We start from the raw sequence: 17,129 nt of genomic DNA, 5'->3' as shown, positions 1-17,129 counted from the left end.
TATTACAGCTTAAGATCGTAATCAAGATAAAATGATTTTCTTCTACCTTCTTCTAGTCTTGTTTGTTTCAAATTTTCTCTTAAAGAGAAAATTTCTGATTTTTCGATGATGTCAGCGCTATCCAAAGTAGTAATATCAGGTATTACTGCTGCTGTTGCAATAAGATCTTCTTTTGGGTAGTAAAACGTTCCTTCATTACCTAAAAATGTTGCTATATGAAACCCTGTTTTTAGTGCTATCTCTACAATATAAGGAGCGCATAATGCAAATAATGTTTTTAAGTTAAGTTGTATTGTTATGCAAACGGCTGTACGAATTAAAAAAGTACTTCCAATTCCCATGCCTGCTATTTCTCTTGAGTTCCATAAACCACACAATTCTGCTGTACCTTCTTTAGAATAGTCTTTTATTACTGAATATATACTCTTATCAAACTTTTCTACAGCAGTTTCAATAGGTAAAGGGAGTTTCCCACCTGCAACTTGGACTCTAGCGCCACCTAATACTTTGCCCGTGTCAGTGGACTCTGCAACTATTACATATGTGTTTGGGTCTTCTGTCCATTCTGCTTTAGCAGATGTTATCATCGTAATATTAAATGCTTTTAATACCCTTACATGACCTTCAATAAATTGTTCGCAAGTTTCTGGTTCGTCTATTGCTCTAAAGGCTCGAATTCTGATCATTATTATATTTATGCTATAGAAAGTACTTCCTCTACAGGTACTCTTAAAGATCGTTTAGGAGAATTATCTGCTATGAATACTCTGAAAAGAAATATTTTCCCCATATCTTCCTTTAATGAAAAAAGTGTTTCAAACTCTTTTTTCATCTCAGTTAGCTCTATAATTGTATTTTCAGAAAAAGCCTGTGTGCCTTGGTGAACTAGCCTATTAAGTAGGAAAGTTGAAATACTTAATGGTTGAAACGATATATTATTTTTTGTAGCAGCAAGCCAAGCCCTTTCAACGGCTCTTCCTCCATTATAAAAACTTTCTACGCTGTGTTTGTCCATGCTTATTAATCCAATTGCAGAAGCACAAGCAGTAGCTTTACGGGAAAGTTTTTCGAGTCCTTTTCCAGCCTGCCATTTATTCAAATGGTTTACTACTTCCCAATCAGAAGTAATTTTTAAGCCTACACGTTCAGAAGGTGTAATGTCAAGAGAAGAAACTTCTACTCCACGTTTATGCTTTTCGGCTTCTTCATCAGTCCACATTGTTTCAGCTAAAAAATCTTTATGACCAGCTCTATTCATAATTCTTATACGATCAGCTTTTGCAATTATCTCGCCAATAGCTTCCACCTCCTTCTCGTTAGTAAGGAATTTTAAATTAGCACCTGGTACTGTTTTTACAGCCGAAATTATTTTATTTAGCCTGATTGCTTCTATAGGGATTTTAGGGGAGAGTTTTCTATTTGCTACCCTGTCTGGAATTGCTTCTGCAAGTTCATCAACTAAATGTAATTCTAAACCTTCTTTATTATTTAAATTATCGTTATTAAAAAATTGAAATATAGAAATGAGTTTACTGGCTATATTTAAGGGAAAAGGTATAATTTTAACTTCTAAATGCAATTCATGTGCTTTAAGTACAAGGTTTTCGGTTGCTGTACCATAACCTATATACGAAGCCGTATTATTAAAATCTACAAATGGTGCATTGTGTTCTGGGTCGTGAAAAAGATAAAGGTTCTTTGACTCATATCTCCACTTCCAAGGTTGAGAATTTCCACCAGTTGGAGCCAATATTGCTGCACCAACTATTTGCTTAAGGGTAATATAATCTAAATCTAACTGTTCATTTGTGGCTGTAATATTTACGTCTTTTATTAGCGCATTTATTTCTTCATGTTGAATAGTTTCTACAGATTGGGGTAAAGTTTCATCTTGTTTAACTGTATTCTTATCACATATTAATTTTTCAATATCTACAAAGTATCTATCTGACTCGTGAAATTCATCTAAAAATATTCTTCTGCAAACATCTGTAGTAATTCCTCCACCCAAAGTAACCGCACTAGCTAATTGAGGCCAAGTTGTTATGGTGCTTTCTATTTCTACCATTGATGCCTTCATTCGCGAAGAGAGGTTGTCTAACCCAGAGATAGGTAGTATATATGGTAGCTTTTCCTCTGCTGTTTTTAGATTTTTTAATATATTAAAATCTATTTTTAAATGATTTAACCAGCCATGCATTATTGGCCTTTCTGGTTCCAGGTCAAATCGTTCTACGTCAACAGTTCCCCTGTCACTGGCTTCCATTATTACGGGTACTTGGAGCTCTTTAGCTTTTAATCGGCAAAGGATTTTAATGTCAACTCCGTCGCATTCATCAATAACAGCATCTAATTTACCCCCTTTTGTAAAAAAATCATCTATATTTTCTTCTGTAATACCTTCTGTATAACATATAACTTTAAAAAAAGGATCAATTTCTGATATTTCTCGAGCCACAGAATAAGCTTTTAATAAACCTAAATTATGTAGTCCTGTTCTTATCCTGTTAAGGTTGTTTAATTCTAAAGTATCAAAGTCTGCAATACGTAATTCTCCACAAGTACGCTCCAATGCCATTGTAACCGCCACTGATTGGCCAACTGATAAACCAATTACACCAACTTTTTTTGTACTAAGGATGTCTCTTTCTGAAGTAGTAATTTTATTTCTATTTGCAGCAGTACGTAAATCTATGAACTCCTTTTCAGGCAATACATGCACTAACCGGTTACTCCATGGATAGTAAACCCATACCCCATATTCGAACAGGTTTTGTCCATTAACATGCTTTTTTATTAATTCTGGATATTCTTCTGCCTTAATTCTCACAGAAGGATTTAAGGCTTTTATTAATTCTTTTAGCTGTCCTGCTATTTCATCATATATGTAAATACCAGGGTTGGATTGTAATAACAGTTCATATTGCTGCTTTTCTGCAATATTATTTAATCTGTAAAATAGTGGTTGATACAAATTGTTGGTCATAGAGCGATTAATTACTGTAGTTTTTTTTAAGGGTAAAGAATTATGCTTAATTAATATTAGTTATTAATAATAACCTAATGGAAAAGTGTAAATATTATATTTGTAGTAGCTCCTTTCCAAATTTAATATTAAAAGCAACACCATGTCAGAAAAAAAAATAAATATTCTTTATGTTGATGATGAGGAAAACAACCTGGTTTCTTTTAAGGCTGTATTTAGGATAAAATACCAGGTTTTTACGGCTATTGATACCATAGAAGCGATGAAAATACTGGAAGCAGAACCAGTAGAAATTATCATTACTGACCAGCGGATGCCTAACATGACCGGTACGCAGTTTTTAGAAAAAGTTTTGGAACGTTTTCCTGATCCTATGCGTATCCTGTTAACCGGATATTCAGACATAAGTGCTGTAACAGAAGCAGTTAACAAAGGGAAAATTTATCATTACTTAACCAAGCCCTGGAACGAAGAGGAGTTGGATGCAACGATAAAAAGAGCTTTTGAGGCTTATGAAGCCAACCAGCAGTTGAAAGAAATGAACGATAAACTGGCTGTTTCCAATGGGCAATTGGAGTTTTTATTACGGCAAAGGTTGTTGTCTTAAATGGTGAAATTTTAATTTTTGTTTTTAATTAAAAATTTAATATTGTTAGCAATAAGCAATAGTTGGGTTTGCTAAAAAAACTGTATGAATATTTTTACTTGTAAAAGATAGGCTTATCGGCTTACTTTGGTTAATCTCCATGATTTATTTCATTCCTGCATGATACAAAAACTACTTAAGGCAACGTTTTTATCAGCCTTTATTTTTCAGTTTGTTACTGTTTTTCAAGCTAACGCGCAGTTTGGTTCTGGTACGCAATGGACAAAAGACGGCAATAGTTATATGCAGGCACAAAATGGTTCAATTGTGCAAATAGCTATTGCTGGCCCATCTAAAGACATTACCCTGGTAAATGCAGCATTGCTTACACCACAGGGCAAAACAGGACCCCTTGCCATCCGCAGTTTTGCTTTTTCTCAGGATGGCAAAAAAGTACTGATCTACACCAATACCAAAAAAGTTTGGCGCTACAACACCCGGGGCGATTACTGGGTGGCAGACCTCACAACAAAAACTTTAAAACAAATAGGTAAGGATTGCCCTGCTTCTTCTTTAATGTTTGCCAAATTTTCTCCGGATGCTTCTAAAGTTGCTTATGTAAGCGAACATAATATTTATACAGAAGATATAGCATCAGGCACAGTTAGCAAACTAACATCAAACGGAACAAAAAAACTGATAAACGGCACATTCGATTGGGTTTACGAAGAAGAACTGGATTGCCGAGACGGTTTCCGCTGGTCGCCCGACGGAAAATCCATTGCTTATTGGCAAATAGATGCCAATAAAATCAGAAATTATTTAATGCTGAACACAACAGATTCGCTTTATCCTTTTACGGTTCCGGTTGAATATCCTGTTGTTGGCCAAGATCCAAGCAGGTGCAGAATTGGCGTAATCTCGTTAAGTAATGGTAAAACTACCTGGATGAACGTTCCGGGAGATGATGTACAACATTATATTCCACGGATGGAGTGGGCTGCAAATTCTTCAGAACTCATCATTCAGCAATTAAACCGCAGGCAAAATGAAAGCAGGATCATGTTATGCAATGCAAATTCTGGTGAGGTAAAAACAGTATCTGCCGAAACTGATAAAGCCTGGATTGATGCAAAAGCGGAAGCGATAGGTTGGGATTGGGTAGAGCAAGGGAAAAGTTTTATCTGGCTAAGCGAAAAAGATGGCTGGCGGCATATTTACAATATCAACAGAAATGGTAAGGAAAAGCTGCTGACCAAAGGCAACTTTGATGTAATGAGCATAGAACGCATCGACGAAAAAGATGGCATCATTTATTTTATGGCTTCGCCGGATAATGCTACACAAGCTTACCTCTATAAAATCAGCTTAAACGGAAGCGGAAAAGCAGAACGGGTTACACCAGCCGATGAACCCGGAACGCATTCGTACGATATTTCCCCTAACGGAAAAGTGGCTTTACATGATTTTTCAAACAGCTATACTTATCCTGTTTCTGATGTCGTTTCCCTGCCTGCACATCAGGCAATTGGCAATAATCCGGCTTCTTCCCGCCCTCGTAATGCAACGGTTAATAAACCGGAATTTTTTAGGGTAAAAACAGCAGATGGTGTAACAATAGACGGCTGGATGGTAAAGCCAACCAACTTTGACCCGGCCAAAAAATACCCAATTGTATTCTATGTTTATGGGGAACCGGCCGACCAAACGGTTAAAGATACTTACGGAACAGGTTTCAACTTTTTATACGCCGGCAATATGGCTAACGATGGTTATATTTATGCTTCGCTGGATAACCGCGGATCGCCGGCACCAAAAGGACGCGAATGGCGCAAAGCAATTTATCATCAAATTGGTTTGCTAAATATCCGCGATCAGGCAATGGGCGCGAAAGAAGTTTTAAAACGACCTTATATTGATACCAGCCGTGTTGCCGTTTGGGGCTGGAGCGGTGGCGGGTCATCTACCTTAAACCTGATGTTCCAATACCCGGATATTTACAAAACCGGTATTTCTGTTGCCGCGGTTGATAACCAGTTGAACTACGATAATATTTACCAGGAACGTTACATGGGTTTGCTGCCGGAGGATAAACATTATTTTGTAGATGGATCTCCTTTAAGTCATGTTCAGGGTTTACGCGGAAATTTATTGCTGATTCATGGAACGGGCGATGACAACGTGCATTATAACAACGCCGAGCAAATGATAAACGAGTTGATTAAAAACAACAAAGTTTTTCAGTTGATGAGTTATCCAAACAGAACGCATTCCATTTCAGAAGGTGCAGGAACGAGGCGCCATTTGGCAAGCACTTATACCCAATTTTTAAAAGAACATTGTCCGCCGGGAGCGAGGTAGATTTTTAGGTGATAAAAGAAGCATCCTGATTAATTTCAGAATGCTTCTTTTATGGCATAAATTCCATCAACTAAAATAAAAGCTGCGATTGCATTCCATGTAAATGATGAAATTCATTTAAAAATTGATAAATAATTTTAGGCATGGCAAGCTTCTCTAAAGAATCAAAAGATGTATAAAACCAGGAAGGCTGCATATTAATTTCAGCAGATTTAAGCTGAAGATGGATAAAATGTGCAAAAATACGCTGATGCGTTAAAACATGTTTTCTGATAGGAGAGGTAGAAATAATAGCAGCTTCATCACCAAAAAAACTTTTGAATTCTGGAAGTGCAGCAAGATTTTCTATGGGCGTATAAGCTGCTGTTTCAATCAAAGGCAAATCGTACATGTTTGCCCAAATATCATTCATGCTTCTTTTATTGAGCAAAAGTTTGTCCTCCTGGTTTATTAAAAAATAATTGAAATATCGTTCCCGGATTTTTACTGTTTTTAGTTTAACCGGTAATAAATTGATTCGGTTGGTTTGATAAGCGTTACAAGCTTCGCGGACCGGACAAATAGGGCAATCCGGATTTTTAGGTTTGCACAGCATCGCTCCAAATTCCATCATCGCCTGGTTGTGTTGCCCCGGATGTTTTCGGTCTAAAACTTCATCAGCTAACGTTTGAAAAAGCTTTTTTCCTGCCGGAGAATTGATAGGCTCTTCCACACCAAACCATCTGGCTAAAACCCGGTAAACATTGCCATCCACTACGGCTTTGGCTTCATCCGCAGCAAAAGAAGAGATGGCTGCAGCCGTATATTCGCCAATGCCTTTTAATTTGATCAGTTCATTGTAAGTAGTTGGAAAAATTCCTTCTTTATCTTCTAAGATTTGGCGTGCAGTAGTCAGCATATTTCTTCCCCTCGAATAATAGCCCAAACCTTGCCAGAGCTTCAAAATTTCATCTTCTGTTGCTTTGGCAAAAGCAGTTACATCGGGATATTTTTCCAGGAAACGATAAAAATAAGGCATACCTTGTTCTACCCGCGTTTGCTGCAAAATTACTTCGGAAAGCCAGATGGTATAAGCATCAGTTGTGTTGCGCCAGGGCAAGCCTCGTTTGTGTTGCAGGTACCAGTTTTGTATTTCATCGCTCCAATTCATCCGGCAAAAATACACACCTAAAATGCTAACCAAATCATTGTTAGGCAGATGTGTAAATAAAAAAACTGTTTTTTTTTTCGCTGTTTCGTTTTAAAGCAATACTTTTGCAACCCCAAAACACTTTAAGTATTACAATTAAATAAGAACAAACAGCAGATGACTAAAGCAGAGATTATATCTGAGATTTCTACCAAGACCGGGATAGAAAAAGTAGATGTACAGGAAACAGTTGAGGCCTTTTTTAAGGTGGTAAAAGGAGCAATGGTTGGTGGCGATAACGTTTACGTACGTGGCTTTGGTAGTTTTGTTGTTAAAAAGAGGGCCGAAAAAACGGCGCGTAACATCTCTAAAAATACAGCTATTATTATTCCTGAGCATTTTATTCCAAGCTTTAAACCTGCAAAAACTTTTGTAGAAAAAGTACGCACAGGTAACAAATCAAAATCAGATAAATAATTTTTGTGATGAGAAAGAAACAAATAGGAGTAATTGTACTAATTGTTGCAATGATGGCCTATTTATTTTCTTTACCCGTAAAAGGATTGATCAGGCCGAAAGAAGAACGTACAAGGCCTGGGGCAACAGGTGGGGCAATGCAACATGAAGAGCAGCCAACTAATCAGATTGACGAAGATTATGTAGCAATTGCTGCTAAAAAATTGTTAACGCCGCAAATGGCAGCAGAAATTTCGGATAAAGAAGCACAGCTTAAAAGTGCAGCTTCTGATCAGGAAAAATTAGCTATCGCAAAAGATCTTGCCCATACCTGGGACGATGTAAATGTACCGGCACCAGCCGCTTTTTATTACTTATCGATAGCAAGAAAAGAAAATAAGCTGGAAAACTGGTTAAATGCAGGCAATCATTTTAATGATGCTTACAAATTAACCCAGGATACGGTAGCACAACCTACATTTTTAACAAATGCAGTAGAATCTTTTAAAAAGGCGATGCAATTGGCACCGGATAATTTAGATGCACAAACCGGATTGGGCATTGCTTATGTTAATGGCGGCGCACCAAGCCCTATGGCGGGTATATCCTTATTATTAGGTGTAGTTGCTAAAGACCCCAAAAACCTGAAAGCGAATTTAAACTTAGGGTTATTTTCGATGAAATCTGGTCAGTTTGAAAAAGCCGTTCAACGGTTTAAAACAGTTGTTGAACAGAAACCAGAATTAGAACCATGCTTTTATCTGGCAGAAAGCTACAAGCAGCTGGGCATGAAGCCAGAAGCTATTGCAGCTTACCAAAGATGTAAAGAAATGGCAGGCGACCCTGCTTTCAACCAGAAAATGGACGAATACATTAAAGAGTTAAAAAATTAAATAATAATCTAATTAAAAGAAGTTATGCCAAGCGGTAAAAAAAGAAAACGTCATAAAATGGCCACCCACAAACGTAAAAAACGTTTAAGAAAAAACAGACATAAAAAGAAGTAAGCTACTCTTTTAACATTTTGGGCACTCTGTATTACAGAGAGCCTTTTCTTGTTTTTCTGATAATTTACCTGATATTTTAATATATAACGGATATATTTCTGTTACTAAGGAGTTAGCAATTGATAAAGGAATTAGTTATCGATGCTTCCCCGGCTGGAGCAACCATTGCTTTGTTGCAAAACAAGCAGCTTGTAGAGCTTCATAAAGATCAGATCAACAACAATTACACAGTTGGCGATATTTACCTTGGGCGGATCAAAAAGATCATGCCCAGCTTAAATGCTGCTTTTGTTGATGTGGGCTATGAAAAAGATGCTTTCCTGCATTACCTTGATCTGGGTTCGCAGGTGCAGTCTTTACTAAAACTGGCTAAAACAGTTCGTGGCGGAAGTTACAAATCAAAACTGCTGGACAATTTTACTTTTGAACAGGATATTACCAAATCTGGTAAAATTGCTGATATTTTAAGTAAAAACCAGCTGATACCGGTTCAAATTGCGAAAGAACCGATTTCTACAAAAGGCCCAAGGCTAAGTTCCGATCTGTCTATTGCAGGCCGGTATGTGGTGCTTGTGCCTTTTTCGGATGCTATTTCTATATCTAAAAAGATCAAAAGCAATACCGAGCGTACCCGGTTGCGAAAGATTATAGAAAGCATCAAACCCAAAAATTTTGGCGTAATTATCCGTACGGTTTCAGAGGATAAAGGCGTAGAGGAAATGCAAAAAGATTTGCTGGACCTGGTTGCCAAATGGGAAGCTTTTATGACCCGTTTGCCAGCAACAGAACCGGCAAAAAAGATTTTAGGTGAGATTGACCGGACTTCAACGCTATTGCGTGATTTATTGAATGCTGATTTTCAAAGTATCACCGTAAATGAGCAATCTATTTTTGAAGAGGTCCGTTCTTATGTGCAGGAAATTTCTCCTGACTTAGAAAAAATAGTAAAGCTGCATAAAAACGGTGTTCCTATTTTCGAGCATTATGGTATCGAAAAGCAAATTAAATCTGCTTTCGGTAAAACCGTTAACCTTCCGGGCGGGGCTTATTTAGTGATTGAGCATACCGAAGCTTTGCATGTAATTGATGTAAACAGCGGTAACCGCACGGCAAGCAAAGAAAACCAGGAGGAAAATGCTTTCCAGGTAAATAAAGAAGCCGCAAAAGAAATTGCACGCCAATTGCGTTTACGCGATATGGGCGGCATTGTGGTAATCGATTTTATCGATATGCATACACCGAATAACCGTAAAGACCTTTTTGAGTTTTTGCGTGATGAAATGCGGCTCGACCGGGCAAAGCATACTATTTTACCGCCAAGTAAATTCGGATTGGTACAACTTACACGTCAGCGTGTTCGTCCAGAAATGAATATTGTTACTTCCGAAATTTGTCCAACCTGCCATGGAACCGGCACGGTTCGTCCAAGTGTATTATTACTGGACGATATCGAAAATAACCTCAATTACATTTTGCAGGAGCAAAATGAAAAGGGGATTACCCTTTGTGTGCACCCTTTTATTGAAGCTTACATCAAACGGGGCATTTATAACCGCCAGATGAAATGGTATTTTCATTATCATCAATGGATCAAGGTTAAAAGTATGCCCAATTATACCATGAACGAGTTTCATTTTCTATCTTCCAAAGACGAAGAAATTAAACTTTAATTTACGGATTACGATTTCAGGTTTACGGTTTTATAATTGTGTTCTACAATGTAAAACCGTAAACCTGAAATTTTATATGCTGTTTTTACCAAACATTTCTTAGTAAAAAAGCTGTAATTTGTATGCTTCAATAAATGTTTAAGGCAATTAATCCTGTAATCATTTCTCAATCTTCTAATCTTAAAAATAAATTGGCTAAAAGCAAAACAACTTATTTCTGCCAAAGCTGCGGCTTTGAAGCACCAAAATGGTTGGGTAAATGTCCATCCTGCGGGCAATGGAATACTTTTGTGGAAGAAGTAATTGAAAAGCCAAATACTGCCATACCTGAATGGAAACCAGCCAAAAGCAGTTCGCAACGTGCAAATAAACCAGTTCCGGTTTCAGAAATTGTTTTTTCAGAAGAAGACCGGCTCATCACGCATGATAAAGAACTGAACCGGGTTTTAGGCGGAGGAATTGTTGGCGGTTCCTTGGTTTTAATTGGCGGCGAACCGGGAATTGGTAAATCGACTTTAATGCTGCAATTAGCTTTAATTATGCCGGGCATTAAAGTGCTTTACGTTTCTGGTGAGGAAAGTGAGCGACAAATTAAAATGCGTTCTGAACGGATCAGTGCTTCTTTTACCACTAAAATTAATAACCCATATATTCTGGTAGAAACTTCTACCCAAAACATATTCAAGCAAATTGAATTGATAGAACCTGATCTGGTCATTATTGATTCTATCCAAACGTTACATTCTGCTCACATTGAATCTACGCCCGGAAGCGTTTCGCAGGTTCGCGAATGTACGGCCGAATTAATGCGTTTTGCCAAGGAAACCGCAACACCAGTTTTCCTGATCGGTCATATTACCAAAGACGGCGCTATTGCCGGACCGAAGATACTGGAACACATGGTTGATACAGTTTTGCAGTTTGAAGGCGACAGGCATCATGTTTACCGAATTTTACGCACGATCAAAAACCGTTTTGGTTCTTCTTCCGAACTGGGAATTTATGAGATGCAGGGAGAAGGTTTGCGCGAAGTTTCCAATCCTTCAGAAATTTTACTTTCTCAAAGAGATGAAGCTTTAAGTGGAATTACTATTTCAGCAACTTTAGAAGGTATGCGACCAATGTTGATAGAAACACAAGCATTAGTAAGCACGTCTCCTTATGGTACGCCACAACGTTCGGCTACTGGTTTTGATAATAAAAGGATGAACATGCTGCTTGCTGTTTTAGAAAAACGCTGCGGTTTCCGGTTAAGCGCAAAAGATGTTTTCCTGAATATTACCGGTGGGATCCGTGTAGAAGATCCGGCAATTGATTTGGGTTTGGCAGCGGCAATCATTTCTTCGCATGAAGATATTCCGGTTTCTTTTAAAACCTGTTTTGCCGGTGAGTTGGGTTTATCAGGAGAAGTCCGTGCCGTAAACCGTATCGAACAACGTATTACCGAAGCAGAAAAATTAGGTTTCGAGCAGATTGTTATCTCCAGATACAATCTTCCGGCAGCGGGAAAAAATAAAAAACAACTGGATTTTTCGAGATACAATATCGAAATAAAAGCCGTAAGCCGGATTGAAGAGGTCTTTCAGCTGCTTTTTGGTTAAGCGTTTGCTGTTACTACTTAAACTATAATTTGTAGATTTATATCAAGTAAAAGAAGTATGCAATTTTCAGATTTAGATTTATCAAAAACCTACAATTACGCTGATTACCTGCAGTGGAAATTTGAAGAAAGGGTTGAACTGATAAAAGGCAAGATTTTTAAAATGAGCCCGGCGCCAGGTTCAGCTCATCAGCGAATATCAAGAGTCATTTTGGTTGCAATAGATAATTTTTTAGAGAACAAAACATGCGAAGTTTTCTCTGCACCTTTTGATGTACGTCTAACCCGAAAATCTAAAAACAATCAGGATTTGGTAACTGTAGTTCAACCAGATGTTTGTGTGATTTGTGATCCTTCTAAGATAGACGGAAGCGGTTGTTTAGGTGCTCCAGATATTGTGGTCGAAATCCTTTCACCTGGCAACAATAGAAAAGAGTTGCAAAACAAGTACGAAGTTTACGAAGAAAGTGGCGTACAGGAATATTGGATTGTATCTCCGCAGGATAAAACCTTCCTTAAATATACATTAAACGATATAGGTACTTATGTTCCATCCAGATTACTTACTATCGGAAGTGAAGTTACAACACCAATTCTTCCTGGTTTTGTACTCGATTTAGAACAGGTATTTAAGGATAATTAAACTGCTTTGCGGTTAATCAAAACCATCTGTTTTTTTCGGGGTTATGGTATTCATAACCCACATCTAAAAACCCATGAAAAAAATAATCTTTTCGGTAGCCGTTCTTTTTAGTGCATTAACAGTTTCTGCCCAGCATGAAACAAGGCCGCCTCAAGGCCAGGTAAGTATTACCCCTCATGGTAAAGTTTATGGGGAAAAAGTAGATGTAAAAACAGCACACCCCATTGGTGACCTGGAAAGCTATCTCGGCCGACGTACTTCTGTTACCACTACTATTTCAGGTAAAGTAGCTGATGTAGATAGAAATGGCGATTTTTTTACGATAAGGGATAACAAAGGAAGGCCGGTTACCGTACATTTTAAAAATGCAGGATACAAATTACCACAAAACATCAGAGGTAAAATGGTGCTGATCGATGGTGTAATTTCTAAACAATTTGTTGCCAACAACCACCAGCATTATGCAGGTTCAAATTCGGGAATGGAAAAAACGCATCAGCAAAATAACAATTCGGGCACTTATCAAATTGCAGCCCGGGGCGTGCAGGTGCTTAATTAACAATGCTTCTTTTATAAGCTAAAAAACCACACCGGATATTAACGGCGTGGTTTTTTTATAGGTAAAAGAAGCATGCCTATTTGCTCAAATACATTGATTTTTCTTTGTACAGATGGCGGAAATACGGGTCTTCCAGATCGCGTATAAAACGAATAGATTCTCCGGTCGATTTCATTTCCGGCCCTAATTCTTTATTTACTTCCGGAAATTTATCAAAAGAAAAAACAGGTTCTTTAATGGCGTAGCCTTGCAGTTTTCTTTCAATCGTGAAATCTTTTAACATGTTTTCTTCAAGCATAATTTTCGCTGCAATATTGATGTAGGGAACATCATAAGCTTTTGCAATGAACGGGACCGTACGCGAAGCACGTGGATTTGCTTCGATCACATAAACCTCTTCATTTTTTATGGCAAATTGGATATTTAACAAACCACGAACATTTAATGCTTTAGATATTTTGATGGTGTGTTCTTCCATTTGACGGATTACGTTTGCTGAAAGATTAAACGGAGGCAAAACAGCGCTCGAATCTCCGGAATGAATTCCAGCCGGTTCAATATGTTCCATCAAACCAATAATGTGCACATCTTCTCCGTCGCCAATTGAATCTGATTCTGCTTCTTCTGCACGGTCCAGAAAATGATCAATTAAAACACGGTTTCCTGGAAGGTTTTTTAGCAGGTTTACAACTGCTTTTTCCAGGTCTTCATCATTAATCACGATACTCATTCCTTGTCCGCCAAGAACATAGCTTGGCCGGACCAGAACTGGATAACCAACTTCATGTGCCACTGCCAGCGCTTCTTCGGCGCTTTCGGCAACGCCGTATTTTGGATACGGAATACCTAATTCTTTTAACAGATCAGAAAAACGGCCGCGGTCTTCGGCAATATCCATGTTATCGTAAGAAGTCCCGATGATTTTAATACCATGTTCATGCAGCTTTTCTGCCATTTTTAAAGCTGTTTGTCCGCCAAGCTGAACGATCACGCCTTCCGGTTTTTCCAGTTCGATGATCTCGCGTACATGTTCCCAGAAAACCGGCTCGAAATACAGCTTGTCAGCCATATTAAAATCGGTAGAAACCGTTTCCGGGTTACAATTGATCATGATCGATTCGTAACCGCATTCTTTGGCAGCCAATAAACCATGCACGCAACTGTAATCAAACTCAATTCCCTGGCCAATACGATTGGGACCGGAACCTAAAACAATAATTTTTTTCTTGTCAGAAACAACAGATTCGTTCTCGCCTTCATAAGTTGAATAATAATAAGGCGTTTTAGCTTGAAACTCAGCAGCACATGTATCTACCATTTTGTAAACACGGTGCAAGCCTAACTCTTTGCGGCGCTGGTAAACATCTTCTTCGGTAACATGCTGTAAAACATAAGCAATCTGCGCATCCGAAAAGCCTTTTTGCTTGAGGGTGAAGAAGAAATCTCTCGGAATATTATTTAAGGAGTACCGGCGGAGTTCGATCTCCAGGTTTACCACATCCTGGATCTGGTTTAAGAACCAACGGTCAATTTTTGTTACTTTTCGAACAGATTCTATCGGCACACCTAAGCTTAACGCATCATAAACGTGAAACAACCTGTCCCAGCTTGGATGTTCCAGGCTGTACATAATTTCATCTAAATTTCGGCTTTGCCGGCCATCGGCACCTAAACCGGCACGGCCAATTTCCAGGCTCTGACAGGCTTTTTGCAAGGCTTCAATAAAGCTTCGACCAATGCCCATTACTTCGCCTACAGATTTCATTTGTAAACCAAGCTCTTTGTTGGCACCTTTAAATTTATCAAAGTTCCAGCGCGGGATTTTTACGATAACATAATCTAAAGTGGGTTCAAAGTAAGCAGAAGTGGTTTTGGTGATCTGGTTTTGCAGCTCATCCAAATTAAAACCAATCGCTAATTTCGCCGCGATTTTAGCAATCGGGTAACCGGTTGCTTTAGAAGCCAAAGCGGATGAACGGGAAACGCGCGGGTTAATTTCAATCGCAATAATATCATCGTTTGCCGGATTAACCGAAAACTGAACGTTGCAACCGCCGGCAAAATTACCGATGGCACGCATCATTTTAATGGCCTGATCGCGCATGGATTGATAAGCACGGTCGCTTAAAGTCATGGCAGGCGCAACCGTAATGGAATCGCCGGTGTGGATGCCCATCGGATCAAAATTCTCGATAGAGCAGATGATGATCACGTTATCGTTATTATCGCGCAGCAGTTCCAGTTCAAATTCTTTCCAGCCGATCACTGCTTTCTCCACCAAAACTTCATGTGTTGGCGAAGCTTGCAAACCGCGGCTTAATGCGGCATCAAATTCTTCTTTTTTATGTACGAAACCGCCGCCGCTTCCGCCTAAAGTATAACTCGGGCGGATCACTAACGGAAATCCAATTTCCTGCGCCGCTTCTTTTCCTTCCAGAAAAGAGTTTGCAATTTTAGAAGGCGCCACGCCAATACCGATATCAACCATTAACTGGCGGAACTCTTCGCGGTTTTCGGTCTTCTCGATGGCGGCAATATCAACACCAATTATTTTAACGCCGTATTTTTGCCAGATGCCGCGTTCTTCGGCTTCTTTACAGAGGTTTAAAGCCGTTTGTCCGCCCATGGTTGGCAGCACGGCGTCAATTTGCCGTTCCTGTAAGATCAGTTCCAAACTATCGTAATTAAGCGGAAGTAAATAAACATGGTCGGCAATCACTTTATCCGTCATGATCGTTGCCGGATTGCTGTTGATGATGGAAACTTCAATACCTTCATCTTTTAAGGAAAGGGAAGCTTGAGATCCGGCATAATCAAACTCGCAGGCCTGGCCGATAACAATAGGGCCGGAACCGATAATTAAAACCGAATTGATGGAAGTGTTTCTGGGCATAGGGCTTTTTATGAGTAAAAAGTTGTAAGTTAAAGGGTAATCAACTTTAGCTTAACCAGGATTTCCTATGCAAATAGATGGAAAATCCCGACTGTTTGTCGGGATGCAAAGGTAATGTTTTTAATGGCGTTTTTACCTGCCGCCCAAAGAAAAATTAAACGGCATGGTATAAGCAACTTTAACTGCTGCACCTTGCTGTATTCCGGGGTTCCATTTGGGTGATTGGCTCAATACTCTTATTGCTTCAGCATCCAAATCCGGATCAACACTTTTCAGGATTTTAAAATCGGTCAGGCTTCCGTCTTTTTCTACTGTAAAACTTAAAATTACTCTTCCTTGTATATTTCTTTGTTTGGGTCTTGCCGGATAATGTACGTTTTGAGAAAGATAACGGCCAAAAGCGCTTTCGCCGCCTTTAAAAGTTGGCAATGCTTCTTTTACCGTATAATTTATGGTAGTGCCGTTTTCTTCGGTCCTGGTGCCTTTCATAAATTTCCCATCAGCATATTCTTCTGTAAAAGTAACTTTGCCTTGGTTAAGGGTTCCTTTCCAGGTTCCGTTTTTCTTTCCATCTTTTACGTCGCCTTCTTCTTTAATAGTTTTAAAATTACCATCAAAAATTGGATAGTGCCCATCGCCATCTTTTACCAGAATGGCGCCGGTAGAATCATAAGCGGCTTGAACGGTCTGTTTTTCATCTTCTGGCATAAAAGATTTTTTATCAGTAAATTTTAGGCAGGTGCTTTGTCTGTACAATTTCCCGTTTGGGTAGTAATCATAGATTTCGCCAGTAAGTTGCCCATTTTCGTAAGTACCAATTCGTTTTTTATTTTTATCAGGATAAAAGCTAACAAATTGGCCTTCCAGCTTGATGGGATCGATAGTAGATGATTTGCCAATCATTTTTGGGTTACCGTTTAAATAATATTCTATCACATTATACAGCACCGTTCCAGAATCAGGTTCACGAACTATTCGGGTATAATCAGCGCTATCGCGCTCGGTAACATATTTGCCGTTATTCTTCAAAAAATAAACGTTTTGTTTTTGGGCGAAGCCGTTCAATGCCAAAAAACAGGCGATAAAAGAAGCAAGGTAAAATTTAGGGTTCATAATTACAGGTTACAGGCGCTCAATATACGTACTGTTTTTATCATACAAAAACCCTCAAAATAGTAACCAGCACAAATTTTACCTGCTAAAAGAAGCATTGGCGTATAGAAAATTGGTATGTTTGAA

At 38.7% G+C, this 17,129-nt stretch carries 13 protein-coding genes; 8 read left to right on the top strand and 5 right to left on the bottom strand.

All coding sequences use genetic code 11. From position 1 onward, the window contains the following. Positions 1 to 2: 2 nt before the first annotated feature. Together GO621_RS06795 and GO621_RS06790 are read right to left on the bottom strand one after the other, a co-directional pair. Complete coding sequence (locus GO621_RS06795; RefSeq protein WP_157565419.1) at positions 3 to 686, bottom strand: hypothetical protein; 684 nt, start codon at positions 684 to 686, stop codon at positions 3 to 5. Positions 687 to 694: 8 nt separating this feature from the next. After that, complete coding sequence (locus tag GO621_RS06790) at positions 695 to 2,986, bottom strand: Rv1355c family protein (RefSeq protein ID WP_157565417.1); 2,292 nt, start codon at positions 2,984 to 2,986, stop codon at positions 695 to 697. Positions 2,987 to 3,128: 142 nt separating this feature from the next. Between GO621_RS06790 and GO621_RS06785 the strand changes: the two genes are divergently transcribed. After that, on the top strand, positions 3,129 to 3,593 hold the full coding sequence (locus GO621_RS06785) for a response regulator (protein ID WP_157565416.1): 465 nt from the start codon (positions 3,129 to 3,131) through the stop codon (positions 3,591 to 3,593). Between the two features lie 159 nt (positions 3,594 to 3,752). Next, the gene (locus GO621_RS06780) at positions 3,753 to 5,933 is read left to right on the top strand and encodes a S9 family peptidase (protein WP_157565414.1); all 2,181 of its coding nucleotides are present in this window, start codon (positions 3,753 to 3,755) and stop codon (positions 5,931 to 5,933) included. 70 nt (positions 5,934 to 6,003) lie between these two features. Here the strand turns inward: GO621_RS06780 and mutY are convergent, their stop codons facing one another. Next, positions 6,004 to 7,083 carry an A/G-specific adenine glycosylase gene (mutY, locus tag GO621_RS06775; protein WP_157565412.1) on the bottom strand — a complete coding sequence of 360 codons (1,080 nt, stop codon included), beginning with the start codon at positions 7,081 to 7,083 and terminating at the stop codon, positions 6,004 to 6,006. Positions 7,084 to 7,239: 156 nt separating this feature from the next. On the opposite strand from mutY, the gene GO621_RS06770 reads away from it, so the two are divergent. The 6 genes from GO621_RS06770 to GO621_RS06745 all read left to right on the top strand — a co-directional run bounded on the left by GO621_RS06770 (position 7,240) and on the right by GO621_RS06745 (position 12,997). Continuing rightward, positions 7,240 to 7,539, top strand: coding sequence for an HU family DNA-binding protein (locus tag GO621_RS06770; protein WP_157565410.1), 300 nt, complete (start codon positions 7,240 to 7,242; stop codon positions 7,537 to 7,539). Between the two features lie 8 nt (positions 7,540 to 7,547). Then, positions 7,548 to 8,411 (top strand): tetratricopeptide repeat protein, encoded by an 864-nt coding sequence (locus tag GO621_RS06765; protein WP_157565408.1) that lies wholly within the window; start codon positions 7,548 to 7,550, stop codon positions 8,409 to 8,411. Positions 8,412 to 8,644: 233 nt separating this feature from the next. Beyond that, entirely contained in the window at positions 8,645 to 10,195 is a 1,551-nt protein-coding gene (locus GO621_RS06760) for an Rne/Rng family ribonuclease (RefSeq protein WP_157565406.1), read from the top strand. Positions 10,196 to 10,386: 191 nt separating this feature from the next. Beyond that, a complete protein-coding gene (radA, locus tag GO621_RS06755) occupies positions 10,387 to 11,796 on the top strand; it encodes a DNA repair protein RadA (protein ID WP_157565681.1) in 1,410 nt (469 codons plus the stop codon). A 57-nt stretch (positions 11,797 to 11,853) separates the two neighbouring features. Then, complete coding sequence (locus GO621_RS06750; protein WP_157565404.1) at positions 11,854 to 12,438, top strand: Uma2 family endonuclease; 585 nt, start codon at positions 11,854 to 11,856, stop codon at positions 12,436 to 12,438. 73 nt (positions 12,439 to 12,511) lie between these two features. Next, a complete protein-coding gene (locus GO621_RS06745) occupies positions 12,512 to 12,997 on the top strand; it encodes a DUF4920 domain-containing protein (protein ID WP_157565402.1) in 486 nt (161 codons plus the stop codon). Between the two features lie 76 nt (positions 12,998 to 13,073). On the opposite strand, the gene carB is transcribed toward GO621_RS06745, so the two are convergent. Continuing rightward, entirely contained in the window at positions 13,074 to 15,890 is a 2,817-nt protein-coding gene (gene carB / locus GO621_RS06740; RefSeq protein WP_157565400.1) for a carbamoyl-phosphate synthase large subunit, read from the bottom strand. A gap of 132 nt (positions 15,891 to 16,022) precedes the next feature. Continuing rightward, positions 16,023 to 17,003, bottom strand: coding sequence for an energy transducer TonB (locus tag GO621_RS06735; protein ID WP_157565398.1), 981 nt, complete (start codon positions 17,001 to 17,003; stop codon positions 16,023 to 16,025). Between the last annotated feature and the right edge of the window lie 126 nt (positions 17,004 to 17,129).

The sequence above is a fragment of the Mucilaginibacter arboris genome, from assembly GCF_009754915.1.
GTDB classification, from domain to species: domain Bacteria; phylum Bacteroidota; class Bacteroidia; order Sphingobacteriales; family Sphingobacteriaceae; genus Mucilaginibacter_A; species Mucilaginibacter_A arboris.
The sequence above is the reverse complement of the archived record's forward strand: the minus strand, read 5'-3'. Positions and strand labels throughout refer to the sequence as shown.